The 12,544-nt window shown below is 55.7% G+C and carries 13 protein-coding genes; 5 read left to right on the forward strand and 8 right to left on the reverse strand.

Features of this window, described 5'->3' with window-relative positions; translation table 11 throughout:
- Window positions 1–158: 158 nt before the first annotated feature.
- From BHAP_RS04880 to BHAP_RS04900, 5 genes are all read right to left on the reverse strand, one after another.
- Entirely contained in the window at window positions 159–1,085 is a 927-nt protein-coding gene (locus BHAP_RS04880) for a DUF3027 domain-containing protein (RefSeq protein ID WP_094729689.1), read from the reverse strand.
- 37 nt (window positions 1,086–1,122) lie between these two features.
- Complete coding sequence (locus BHAP_RS04885) at window positions 1,123–1,512, reverse strand: cold-shock protein (RefSeq protein WP_094729623.1); 390 nt, start codon at window positions 1,510–1,512, stop codon at window positions 1,123–1,125.
- A gap of 90 nt (window positions 1,513–1,602) precedes the next feature.
- Window positions 1,603–3,693, reverse strand: coding sequence for a sensor histidine kinase (locus BHAP_RS04890; protein ID WP_169713168.1), 2,091 nt, complete (start codon window positions 3,691–3,693; stop codon window positions 1,603–1,605).
- A complete protein-coding gene (locus tag BHAP_RS04895; protein ID WP_094729624.1) occupies window positions 3,690–4,433 on the reverse strand; it encodes a response regulator transcription factor in 744 nt (247 codons plus the stop codon). Before BHAP_RS04895 ends, BHAP_RS04890 begins: the two co-directional genes overlap by 4 nt.
- A 71-nt stretch (window positions 4,434–4,504) precedes the next feature.
- Complete coding sequence (locus tag BHAP_RS04900; RefSeq protein WP_244569306.1) at window positions 4,505–5,329, reverse strand: TPM domain-containing protein; 825 nt, start codon at window positions 5,327–5,329, stop codon at window positions 4,505–4,507.
- A gap of 82 nt (window positions 5,330–5,411) precedes the next feature.
- Here BHAP_RS04900 and BHAP_RS04905 point away from each other — a divergent pair, with 82 nt between their 5' ends.
- Window positions 5,412–5,702, forward strand: coding sequence for a WXG100 family type VII secretion target (locus BHAP_RS04905; RefSeq protein ID WP_094729626.1), 291 nt, complete (start codon window positions 5,412–5,414; stop codon window positions 5,700–5,702).
- A 118-nt stretch (window positions 5,703–5,820) separates the two neighbouring features.
- On the opposite strand, the gene groL is transcribed toward BHAP_RS04905, so the two are convergent.
- From groL to BHAP_RS04920, 3 genes are all read right to left on the reverse strand, one after another.
- Window positions 5,821–7,437, reverse strand: coding sequence for a chaperonin GroEL (gene groL / locus BHAP_RS04910; protein ID WP_094729627.1), 1,617 nt, complete (start codon window positions 7,435–7,437; stop codon window positions 5,821–5,823).
- A gap of 356 nt (window positions 7,438–7,793) precedes the next feature.
- On the reverse strand, window positions 7,794–7,997 hold the full coding sequence (locus BHAP_RS04915; protein ID WP_094729628.1) for a cold-shock protein: 204 nt from the start codon (window positions 7,995–7,997) through the stop codon (window positions 7,794–7,796).
- 159 nt (window positions 7,998–8,156) lie between these two features.
- A complete protein-coding gene (locus BHAP_RS04920; protein WP_094729629.1) occupies window positions 8,157–8,909 on the reverse strand; it encodes a LytR C-terminal domain-containing protein in 753 nt (250 codons plus the stop codon).
- A 97-nt stretch (window positions 8,910–9,006) separates the two neighbouring features.
- Between BHAP_RS04920 and BHAP_RS04925 the strand changes: the two genes are divergently transcribed.
- The 4 genes from BHAP_RS04925 to BHAP_RS04940 all read left to right on the forward strand — a co-directional run bounded on the left by BHAP_RS04925 (window position 9,007) and on the right by BHAP_RS04940 (window position 12,543).
- Window positions 9,007–9,711: a uracil-DNA glycosylase gene (locus BHAP_RS04925; protein ID WP_094729630.1), complete on the forward strand. Its 705-nt coding sequence runs from the start codon at window positions 9,007–9,009 to the stop codon at window positions 9,709–9,711.
- 323 nt (window positions 9,712–10,034) lie between these two features.
- Complete coding sequence (locus BHAP_RS04930) at window positions 10,035–11,099, forward strand: AAA family ATPase (protein ID WP_094729631.1); 1,065 nt, start codon at window positions 10,035–10,037, stop codon at window positions 11,097–11,099.
- A complete protein-coding gene (locus tag BHAP_RS04935) occupies window positions 11,096–12,031 on the forward strand; it encodes a DUF58 domain-containing protein (RefSeq protein WP_094729632.1) in 936 nt (311 codons plus the stop codon). The genes BHAP_RS04930 and BHAP_RS04935 overlap by 4 nt, the downstream gene beginning before the upstream one ends.
- On the forward strand, window positions 12,028–12,543 hold the full coding sequence (locus tag BHAP_RS04940) for a hypothetical protein (RefSeq protein WP_244569307.1): 516 nt from the start codon (window positions 12,028–12,030) through the stop codon (window positions 12,541–12,543). Before BHAP_RS04935 ends, BHAP_RS04940 begins: the two co-directional genes overlap by 4 nt.
- The last annotated feature ends 1 nt before the right edge of the window (window position 12,544 follow it).

The following is a 12,544-nucleotide window of genomic DNA, read 5'->3' on the forward strand; positions in this document are numbered from 1 at the left end:
TAACCAATATTCACCCGCGCGACACATCTCATCCCTAGCACGCCCTGTCCTGATTGCAGATGTGGGCGCGGGCTGTTATATGGGTGTGAATTGTTCATCTATGCCCTACAATCACAGTCACAACCACCCAGCTGCGTCTTTAGGAACTACGCAGGAGGTTAGAGCTGGGAAGTGAGGATGATAAGGCCCTTGGTGCTCCGAATACCGTTAGCGCGTAAACGTTCGATAAGCTCGATACGGCTACGCTCTTCGCTTGGCGACTGTGCGATCACATCAATATGCAGATCATCATAGGCTGGCTTGGACTGAATCCACAGATGTGTTGGCTCCGGCGGATCAATCTGCGAGTGCTCGCCACAACCGTGGTCCACGGACACCACGCGACCATCATCCGGACTCCACTTATTCGCGCATACACCAAACATCACGCTCAGTTCGCCCTTCAACTGGACGAAGAATCCGCAATTCGCGCACAGGTTACCGTCAGCGGTTTTCGTAGACAAGGACTTCGGACCGTGCGGACCTTCATACCAGCGTTTCGCCGTCTGCGAGCGGCCGAGTGCACTCAATACTCGGCGACGAGACAAATCGAACTCTTGCACTGCATCGGCAACATCCGGATTCTCATCAGCCGTATCAGCTGTATCAGTCGTATCAGCTACCGCATCTGACCGATCACCTGAATCGTCCACCGCAACAGGCTCTGTTTTGCGGAAACCGTCTTCCAACCGCACATCGTCCGGATCTGTACCGATCGAATCAGTTACTGACAAATCAGTCGGCTCAAGTCGTTGCCGCCACGGAACCCATGCCGGTGGACGCAACGCAGCAGCCGTCGGAATCAGCGACGACTCGTTGACTGTCCAACGGCCGGTTTCCTCGTCGTGGAAAAGCGTTACTGACCACTGCCAGCCTTCATAGCCGGTAATACCGCAGACAAATCGGAAATCCATGACATGATCGCCCATGTCAATCGTTTCAACAAACGGACCCACCTGCTCAGGCTGGTCAGCCATCTCGATAGCCACGGATTTGGCGACCGCCAGCGGATTCGGCACGGCAGCGGACTCCCCAGTCTCCAGCATGGTCGTCTCCTCATTCATGGCACTCATGGATGTACCTTCAGTCTTGCACGTCGAAATTGTCTGCAACCGCGCGCATGAGCGTAGCCAGCTTACGGCTTTCTGCTTGCGACGGATAATGATGGCGGCGCAAATCGTTGCCAGCTGCGTCGAGCAGTTTGATTAAATCTTCAACGATCGCAGCCATATCATCCGGCTTCGGACGCGTCGCCTTAACCAGTGACGGCGCGCTTTCAACTAGCGTCACACCCATTGCCTGCGGGCCGCGACGGCCGTCAACTACCGAATACTCCACTTTTGCGCCCTTGCGCAACGTGCTGACACCGGCCGGTAATGCAGCGGCCGGCAGGAACACGTCCTTGCCCTCATCGTTCGTAATGAAGCCATATTTTTTGTTCGCATCGTACCAACGCACTCGTCCACTGGGCATCGTGCATCCACCTCGTTCTTCGCCTCACCAGTCGGCGTGCCCCATGCCCGCCGACATCAGATCAAAATATCAGTGTATCTCAAGGTCTGTTCAGCGAGCACGTGATTTCTTGTCAGGCTTAGCAGCGGCGCGAGCTTTCGAACTCATACCAGTCAATCCACTGGCTATACCACCGGACACACCGGACATGCCAGCTACTCCAGCCGCTGCACCAGTCATGCCGCTGCCACCAGCCTGTCCATGCGCATACGGATGCGGTGCACCCGCAGCCATGCCGACAGCTTGCGGCTCAACTGGAGCAATCGGCAGCACCACCGTCAGCGTCAAACCGCCACCATCCGAACCAGACGCGCAGATAAATCCACAATGCGCTTTAACCACCGATAGTGCGATCGCCATGCCCAATCCGGTACCGCCCTTCTTCCGTGCGCGGGACGGATCAGCAGTGTAGAACCGTTCAAAAATCTGCGAGCGCGACGCTTCCGGCACACCTGGCCCATGATCGGAGAATCGTACAAACGCATAGTTCATGCCGACTTGCATGTTCTGACCGACTTCAACTGCCTCAATCAAGTGCCGCATGGACGCTTCTGTGGCAGGCATGCGAGACAACGATTCGGGACTAATCGACGCTGACAGCACGCCCATTGACACTTCTACCGGCGAGTCAGCCGGCGTGTATCGATGAATATTGCCAACAATATTGGTGACGACCTGCCGCAACCGCGATCCGTCACCAGACAAGGTCACCTGCGGCATGTCGCCATCCTCGAACGTGAAATGCGAAGCAACCCCATCCGCCGCAGGAGCGAGTACGAGTCGACCAGTGCGCACAACACGCTCAGGGTCGAGCGCATGCAAATCTTCGGTAGCGTCCGACACAATCGACGTCAACGGTACTTGCTGAGTCAAATCGATACCGCGACCTTCGTCGAGACGCGCGAGTGAGAGTAAGTCTTCCACGAGTACAGTCATACGTGCGCTCGACGCTTCAATATGTTCAATCGACTCGTCGGCACGCTCAAGCGCGCCCGGAAACTCGCGCTGCATCTTATACAGTTCTGCGTATCCATGAATAGCAGCAAGCGGCGTACGCAGTTCGTGACTTGCGTCAGATACGAACCGTTTCATCTTGTCGGTGGTCTCTTGCTGTTCGCGGAAGCTCTGCTCGATGCGAGCAAGCATGACGTTCAGCGACGCTGCGAGTGAACCAACTTCCGTGTTTTCAGGAGCCGATGGCACGCGCTGGCTCAAGTCACCGGCCGCGATTTTTGCAGCGGTTTTTTCGATGCGCTTGAGCGGCGTAAGCGTAGTTTGTACGAGCAGCGTACCGATTGCCGCACCGAGTAGCACCACCGCGACGCCGACCATTGCACTGTAACGTGTCAATGTATTCGTCGTATCCACTACATCTTTGAGCGGCAATGCAATGAACGCATAACCGTTGGGCGTGCCGGTTTTGTCGGCTGTTGGCAGCACGAGTACGCGCCACGGTGCGTTTGACTGGGTGACGGTGATCTGCGCTTGCTGAGTATTCGGGACGTTACTGTCACCGTTTGTGCCGGTTGAACCGTTCCCGTTAGTGCCATCCGTACCAGCTGAACCATTGCCGGTTCCGTTCGAGCCGTTCGTACCATTTTGTCCGCTGACCGTCTGCGTCGTCACCACCGCAGTAGTAGTAAACGGTACGCCGAGATCAATCGACCCCATTGACCCATCGTCTGGCAGCAGCGGTGCAATACTCGTCGTACCGTTGGCCGACGTCGGTTTCAACGGTACGCGCACAATCTTGTAGTCAAGATCGCGCAGCTGCACGTAGTAGTCGTTGAGTCCGAAGTTTGATTGACTGGGGTCAGTTTTGGCGAGAATATCCGCCGCGTTGACGACAAGCTCGCTCTGATTACTCAATTGCTTGTCAGTTTTCTCCATAAGGTAACTGCTGACCAGCTGACGAATGGAGAACGACAGCGTAAACGAACCGATCGTCAGCAGCACAATAATGCATGCGACCAGTTTCGTACTCAACGGAATCGCATCGATGCGGCGACGTACATTACGTTGGAACCAATTCGGCTGCGGCTGGGGTGGCACAGACTGTCCTGCCGACTGCTGCGCTGCCTGTGCTGCCGCTGCACCGTTCGCCGGCTTACCACCTGCCGGCTGTGCGTTCAACTCACTCATGCGTTTGCAACAGTCTTCGGTTCACGAATCATGTATCCGATGCCGCGTTTCGTTTCAATAAGCGGCGTCACCTTATGCGTTTCACCGTTCGCATCGGTGTACGTAATACCGTCCACTTTCTTACGCAAATATGAGATATAGGATTCGACGATTGCCGCGTCGCCGCCCCAGTCATACTGCCAAACGTGGTCGAGAATCTGTGCTTTGGAAAGTACGCGCCCCTCGTTGTCCATGAGATAACGCAAGAGCTTGTATTCGGTTGGGCTCAAGTCGATCGGCTGACCTGCGCGCGAGACATCGTGAGAGTCTTCATTAATTTCGAGATCGCCGACGCGGATAATCGGATCGTCTTCAATCTGTTCACGCGTACGGCGCAGAATCGCGCGAATACGAGCGACGACTTCTTCCAAACTGAACGGCTTAGTGACGTAGTCGTCACCGCCGACGGTCAGACCCATGACTTTATCTTGCGTGTTGTCACGCGCAGTCAGGAACAGGACTGGCGCACTAATGCCTTCCTGACGAATGCGACGAGTCACCGTGAACCCGTCAATGTCAGGCAGCATCACATCAAGCACGATAAGATCGGGGTCAGTTTTTTCGATGACTTCGATGGCCTCGGAACCGGAGGCTGCCGTAGCGACCTCGAAACCAGCGAAATGCAAAGAAGCGACGAGCAGCTCGCGGATGGAGGGCTCGTCGTCCACAACTACGATTGATGCTTCAATAGGCTTACTCATGTCTCCCAGCATGTCGCGCTGATCTGAAGGTTTCCTGAATGCCACCTGAGGCTTTGATAGTGGTTATCTGGTCAGTTCTTCCACATACCAGCCTTGCGTCGCATACGAATTTCCTTACGAGACAATCGTTCTTCGCCATCGCCCGTATCCTCACCAGATTCATCAGCGCTCTTCTTACGCTCGGCAGCCATCTTCAGCACCTTGCGCTTTATGCGCCGCCTGATTACGATCGTCGCACCGATAATCGCTATAAGCACTACGAGTACAATCACCAGCACAACCACGCCGATCACAACAGTAGACGTAGACGTCGCTGTTTTACGCTGTTTTGCGATCTCATCCATCATTGCCGTAGCTGCGCCAGCCCAATCCGGTGTGCTTTTCAGCAACGGATCGGCCGCCGCTTTCGACAGTGCATCAACTGTCGTCTGCCGTTTCAGCCACTCATCTGAATTGGATGACACAGCAACCACCAGATTGCCGTCGTTCGAGGCCACAGCCAACATCACCGTGTTCTTTGCAGGCGAAACTGCTTCAAGCACATCATTCGCCCACTGGTCAGGTTTGTCAGTCGTACCAAACGTCGGCAAATACATGAGGCGTACATTTACACCAGTGTCATTCTTGGTTTGTTGAATCGCGTCAGTAACTTTGCTCAGATTCTCGCCGAGCAAATTATTCGTATCGGTGATCTCGTCAGTGAACGTTGACGATGAGCCGGAATTCGTGCTCGGTGTGCTCGATGTGCCATCATCGGCAACAGCAACTTGAGAATTTCCTAAATTCAATATCACGATCAACAGCAACGCAAGCATTGCAAATACTGGCGACACGCCGTGCCGATACCGTTCGACCACATAGGTCGTTTTTTCTGCTGCGATTTCGTGATTTGTCATATTGTCCACCATAGCGACCGGCTTCGCCAAGATGCAGGTCGCCGGCACAATTCAAACAAACTGTTCTCGAAAGGAGCACATTATGCCGCAGTATCAAGTAGATTCTGAACAGATTCGGTCCTCATCGGCCGCAGTGAGTACATCCGTCGACGCAATTCGACAAGCTGTCAACGGCATGTACGCCAATCTCAATAATTTGCAAAGTGTATGGCGCGGTGGAGCGGCAACACAGTTCGCGGTTGTTGCCGAACAATGGCGTGCCTCGCAACGGCAGATGGAAGCATCGCTTGAGTCGATTCAACGCGCGCTAGCATCTGCTTCCACCGTCTACGCTGACGCCGAAGCACAAGCCGCGCGTCTCTTTGCTGGTTAACGATACAGGTGTGGGGAGCCTCCCGCAGGAGACTCCCCACACGTAACACAATTGTGACTGGGCTTTATCGGCTCCCCAGCAAGGGGAACCTAATTCACATCAGCGTTTTACGCGCCGATCAGTAGCCCATGTCAGCGCCAGCGGCCGGAGCAGCGGTCTTCGGTTCCGGCTTGTTGGCCACCACAGCCTCGGTGGTCAGGAACAGGCCAGCGATCGAAGCAGCGTTCTGCAGTGCGGAACGAGTCACCTTAGCCGGGTCAGCAACGCCAGCAGCCAGCAGGTCCTCGTAGGTGTTGGTCGCAGCGTTCAGGCCCTGACCAGCAGGCAGCGAGCGAACCTTGTCGATGACCACGTCACCGGACAGGCCAGCGTTCTCAGCGATCTGCTTGATCGGAGCCTCGATCGCACGGAACACGATCGCAGCACCGGTAGCCTCGTCGCCAGACAGATTGACATCCTTCTCAGCCTTGGCAGCAGCCTGAATCAGGGCAACGCCACCACCTGGCAGCAGACCCTCCTCAATAGCAGCCTTAGCGTTGCGCACTGCATCCTCAATGCGGTGCTTGCGCTCCTTGGCCTCAACCTCGGTAGCAGCGCCAACCTTGATGACAGCCACGCCGCCAGCAAGCTTGGACAGGCGCTCCTGCAGCTTCTCGCGATCGTAGTCAGAATCAGTGTTTGCCATCTCGGCCTTGATCTGCTCAACACGAGCATTGATCTCATCGCTGGAGCCAGCACCGGAAACGATGGTGGTCTCATCCTTGGTCACGGTGACCTTCTTGGCGGAACCCAGCATGGACAGGTCAACCGAGTCGAGCTTCAGGCCCAGATCGTCGGAGACAACCTGACCACCGGTCAGGATAGCCATATCCTGCAACATGGCCTTACGGCGATCGCCGAAGCCCGGAGCCTTGACAGCGCAGCACTTAATCGCGCCACGAGCGTGGTTGAGAACCATGCCAGCGAGAGCCTCGCCGTCAACATCCTCAGCGATAACCAGCAGCGGCTTGCCAGTCTTGACGACCTGCTCAGCGATGTGAGTAAAGTCGCTCATGCTCGACATCTTGCTGGTGGTCAGCAGGATGTACGGGTCATCGAAGGACACCGTCTGGTTCTCGGTGCCAGCAGCGAAGTAACCGGAGATGTAGCCCTTGTCGAAACGCATACCTTCGGTGAACTCGAGGTCCAGACCGAAGCCCTGATTGTCCTCGACGGTCACCACGCCGTCTTCGCCGACCTTGTCAAGCGCTTCAGCGATCTTGTCGCCGATCTCTTCATCGCCAGCAGAGATGGTTGCGGTTGCGGCGATCTCATCCTTGGTTTCAACGTCCTTAGCAGCAGCCTTCAGCTCCTTGACGATAGCCTCAGACGCCTTCTCAATGCCGCGGCGCAGTGCGATCGGGTTGGAGCCAGCGGTCACATTCTTGAGACCTTCGTGCACAAGAGCCTGAGCCAGCACGGTTGCAGTGGTGGTGCCATCGCCAGCGACGTCGTCGGTCTTCTTAGCGACTTCCTTCACCAGCTCAGCGCCAATGCGCTCGTACGGGTCTTCAAGATCGATTTCCTTGGCGATGGACACACCATCGTTGGTGATGGTCGGTGCGCCGTAGCTCTTGTCGAGCACCACGTTACGACCCTTCGGACCAAGGGTGACCTTAACGGTATCAGCGAGCTTGTCGAGGCCCGCGAGCATTCCCTGACGAGCTTCCTCGTCGTACGAAATGATCTTTGCCATGATTGTCCTCCACATGACTTCACGGTGACTGATATTCACTGCGTCAGGTGGCGCGATGACCAGCCGTCAGCTGCCGGTTATCACTCTCACCTTCCGAGTGCTAATTGGGAGATTAGCACTCTCGGTGCCCGAGTGCCAACCGTATGCGGCGATTGTGCTGACGGCATACGCGATTATGGGTATCAGTATGGCGTGGCAGAAATCTCTCACTGAGTGACACTCAGTGAGAGATTTCTGCCACAACCAAGGGTGTAAAACACCGCAGAACCAAGTCACATACGAACAAGCCCCGGTATGCATCTAGAAGTGCATACCGGGGCTTGATTGGGGAGGACTGTAGGAAAACAAGGCGATCCCTACAGCTTGATCACCTTTGTAGCCTGCATGCCTTTCGGGCCGCGCTCGGCCTCGTACTCGACCTTATCCCCCTCATCCAGCGTCTTGAATCCATCAGCTTGTATCACCGAGTAGTGGACAAACACATCATCTCCACCATCGTCCGGGTTGATGAAGCCGTACCCCTTTCCAGCGCTGAAGAACTTCACGGTTCCGTGTGCCATAACCATTCTTTCTTTGGTAATCCGAACATCGCAGACTCAAAGGAAGAGACACACACAACCCAAATCGCACTCCCCCCGCCTTGCGACTCTCCCTATTGTAGCGACTGGCGGGACGAAGCGTTAATCAAGTGAATAAAAACCGTGAGGAAATTGCGGCTTTCAGTTGCGCAGCACAACAACAATAGGGGTGGTCAGACCGTTAACTTGTTCGACTGCACTAATGCCGAGCGTAGAAGCAACGTCTTGAGCTGTGGCCTTATCTGCCTCAGATTGATACCACACCACTGTCGAGGACGGTAGGTTAGTCGTTGTCGGGTTCGCAGCTTCAACAGCCGTATAACCAGCCGATTCGAGCGAACTCTTTTTCTGTGCCGCATATCCATTAATCCCCGCAGCGTTCACGACACGCACAGATGTGGTCTTGTTCACAGCCGCGTTCTGATCAGTTTGCGTAGACTGATCATTGGACTGCGAATTGTCAGTATTGTCGGTATTGTCAGTACCGTTCGACGACGTAGAACCGTCGGTCGAGTCCGTTGAGTCAGAACTACCATCCGAGTTGGCGTCACTATCAGTCGATGAGTCAGTACCGTTCGACGACGTGCCGTCAGTCGAATCTGAACTGCCTGTACCATTGGACGAATCAGTACCAGAACCGGATGTACTCGTAGTGCCAGACGACTGTGTAGTCGTCGTATTACCACCCAAACCAGTAACCTTCGAGAACTCGCCGGTCACGAGACTCCACGTCAGCGCACCGACAAGAACCGCAGCAACGAGTACGATAGCGTACGGTGCAACGCGTGCACCAGCGGAACGCGGGCCGCGATGCACGCCGACCGGACCAGCCGGTGGATTGTCGAATGCATCAGGAGCATACGAATCGTAGGTCGCTTTGTCTTGTTTCGCCATATCAGCCCTTCCATACACAGCTACTCACGAGTGTAACCGCCACCTTGACCAAGTTACTGTGATCAACGACCGACGGTGTGCTTAGAATAAGGGCACTATGGAAGCAACTCATGTCAAGCCGCTGTCCGAACTCGTTGAAGCTGGCTGGGCTCAAGCACTGGCCCCGGTCGAGCCGAATGTGCATCGAATGGGCGATTTTCTGCGCGCTGAGATCGCCGCAGGTCGTCCGTATCTGCCGGCTAGTCGCAATATTTTGCGCGCGTTTACGATACCGTTTGACTCGATTCGCGTACTTATTGTTGGACAAGACCCTTATCCGACGCCCGGGCATCCAGTTGGACTGAGTTTTTGCGTGGCACCTGACGTGCGACCATTGCCGAAGAGTTTGATCAATATTTATAAAGAACTGACGGATGATTTGGGCGTACCGATGCCGTCAAATGGTGATTTGACACCGTGGACAAAGCATGGTGTGATGCTACTCAACCGATGTTTAACGGTTGGTGTGGGCCGACCGAATTCGCATCAGGGCAAGGGCTGGGAACAAGTGACCGATGCGGCGATTCGCGCGCTCAACGCACGCACCGATGAGCATGGCAATCCTAAACCGTTAGTGGCGATTCTGTGGGGACGCAATGCGCAAACCCTCGAACCACTGCTCGATAATGCGTACATTATTAAGTCGCCGCATCCGAGCCCATTATCCGCTTCGCGCGGTTTCTTCGGTTCCAAGCCCTTCTCCCGAGCAAACGCCGCTCTCACCGCCATGGGCGCCGACCCGGTTGATTGGACGCTGTCGTAAAGAAAACAGTCCTGTGGACTGTTTTTAGACAGCGTGCGAGCCGACAGGCGAGCCAGCAAGCTGCGCGCAGCGCGCGACCTTAATTGCAGGACGTTACCGTAAAAGAAACAGTCCAGTGGACTGTTTCTAGGTAACGTAGCGAGCCGACAGGCGAGCCAGCAAACTGCGCGCGCAGCGCGTCCTTAATTGCAGGACCGTTACCGTAAAGAAAACAGTCCAGTGGACTGTTTTTAGACAGCGTGCGAGCCGACAGGCGAGCCAATACAACGCACACCCCGCACCTCGCTCAGCGAAATTTGGGTTGCTGCGGTACAGTGGGGCGCATGCCTGTATTCCCAATTCAGCCAAATGTACCACCGCAGCCTGCGGCGATGCCTCCTCAACCGACGACGACCGGTCTGGCGCCAGACGATGTCATGCGCGCCCGTCAGCTCGCTGACCGTATTCGCTCACGATTCGCCGCTACCCTCATCGGTCAAGATAATCTGCGCGAATCCTTAATTGTCACTCTTGTCGCAGGTGGCCATATTCTCATCGAATCAGTCCCTGGTCTTGCCAAAACTACCGCTGCACAAACGCTGGCCACCAGCGTGTCGGGCACGTTCAAACGCGTCCAGTGCACCCCCGATCTCATGCCATCCGATCTGGTCGGCACACAAGTATTCGATTTCGCGTCACAAAAATTCACGACGCAAATCGGCCCAATTCACGCGAATTTCGTGCTACTCGACGAAATCAACCGTTCCAACGCGAAAACGCAGTCGGCCATGCTTGAGGCGATGGCTGAAGGCGCAACCACAATCGGCGGCGAGCGCATCCCCCTGCCGAAGCCATTTATGGTGATCGCCACGCAGAATCCCATTGAAGAAGAAGGCACGTTTAACCTGCCTGAAGCGCAAATGGATCGTTTCATGATGAAAGCGGTCATGACCTACCCGAGCGCAGATGAGGAAGCGCGTATGCTCGCACTGCTGACTCGGCGTGGCTCGGACACGATCGATCCAACGCAGCTCAGCCCTGACGTGGTGTCGATTCGTGACGTTGAATTCTTGCGCGCGGCCTCTCGTCGTGTGCATGTGTCGGATGCGATTATGCGCTACGCAGTTGATATGGCGTCTACGTCGCGCGGTGCTGGCACGCACCCAGTGAAGGGTTTGTCACAGCTGGTGCGGTTAGGTGCGAGTCCGCGTGCTTCGATCGCGCTCACGCGCATCGGTCAGGCTAACGCACTGCTCGCCGGACGCGATTATGTCATACCGGAGGATATTAAGGCGTTCGCTGCGGAAGTGTTGCGCCATCGCATTATGCTCACATTCGAGGCGCTAGCGGATGGCGTGAGTGCCGATCAGGTGGTGGATTCGATTGTTCGGGCGGTGCCGGTTCCATGATCGGTCAGCCCATAGCCGACGATCCAATTCGCAAGCGTATTGAATCGCTCGGCACGTCGCTGAGTCTGCCCACGGTACGCAAAGCGTTGGGCATTCTTGAGGGCGAGCATGCGTCGGGGCGGCGTGGCGGTAATGACGATGTGATGGATATCCGCGTCTATGAGCCCGGCGATGAGGCTCGTCTAATTGACTGGAAGTCGAGTGCGCGTCAAGGTCGTCCGATGGTGGTGCAGCGTGAGCGTCGTGTGACGAGTCATGTGTGGTTGCTCTTGGATGTTGGCCGTGAGATGACTGGCTCGTGTGATCATGGTGAGCGCGCGTGGCAGGTTGCAGCGAACGCACTGCGCATGTTTGCCGCCTTGTCATTGCGTCGCTCTGACGATATTTCGCTGATACTCGGCGATGCGTCGAGTATTACGCGCGTCCCGTTTCATGGCGGATTTAGTCAGTTTGAACACACGCTCGATCAGGCGTTAGATCGTTCATGGAATCACGCTCGCAATATAGACGCACTGCTTGCGTACGCACGACGCATCCGCGACCGTGACGCATTGATTGTGCTCGCGACCGACGAACATGCGCTTGAGCAGCGGCATGTGGCGACGATCGGACGTATTGCGCGCACACATCCGGTGGTGCTTATTGATGTCGCAACGTTAAATCCGTTTGCGGCGCCGATGAGCACGCACGTCACCGATGGCGTGAGCGGTCGTCGTTTACCCGCGTTTTTGCGCGGTCGCACGCAGGCTGAGCAGGTGCGCACACATCGCGAGTTCATCGCGGCCGCACTCAATCGTGAGTTAGTTCGGCATGGTTCGCGTATGATTCGCGGCTCGTCGAGCGAGGCGATGTTTGAACAGTTTGTGCGGCTCGTATCGCTGGCATCGGTATCAGCTGCGTTCAATCAGATTCGAGCGGGAGGTGCGGCGTGAATGATCTTAACGATCTCAATCCAGTATCTCAGCTTGATCTGATGATGCCGTTGGCTGCGATTGCACTGGGTTGTCTCGCTGCAGCGATCGCGCTAGTTGTTCTAGTGATCGTGTTGTCTCGACCGCGACGCCGACGCGTTACAACTGACCGTCGTGGCGTACATATGGATGGCAATGCGCTGGCACGTTGGCGCAGTGAAGTTGACGATATTGTGCGTCGCCATGATGAGGGTACATTGTCTCGTGAAGATGCGTTCGTTGAGTTAGCGGAGGTGGCGCGTCGATTCGCAAGTGTTGCGCTGGGCGCAGATGTGAGCGCAAGTACACTGGCGGAACTGTCGTTACTCCCTCGCACGTCCGGCAATCAGCACAGTCTCGATTTGCTCAAACAGACGATCGGAGCACTGTATCCTCCCGAATTCGCGGATGCTACGCTCAATCCGCACGCCAACTCAGTTGATGTTCGGCAGGCTGCTGCGTGGGTATCCAATTTAATCGAAAGGTGGCGCTGAT

Origin of the sequence: Bifidobacterium hapali, assembly GCF_002259755.1 — a bacterium.
In the GTDB taxonomy this organism is placed as follows: Bacteria; Actinomycetota; Actinomycetes; order Actinomycetales; family Bifidobacteriaceae; genus Bifidobacterium; species Bifidobacterium hapali.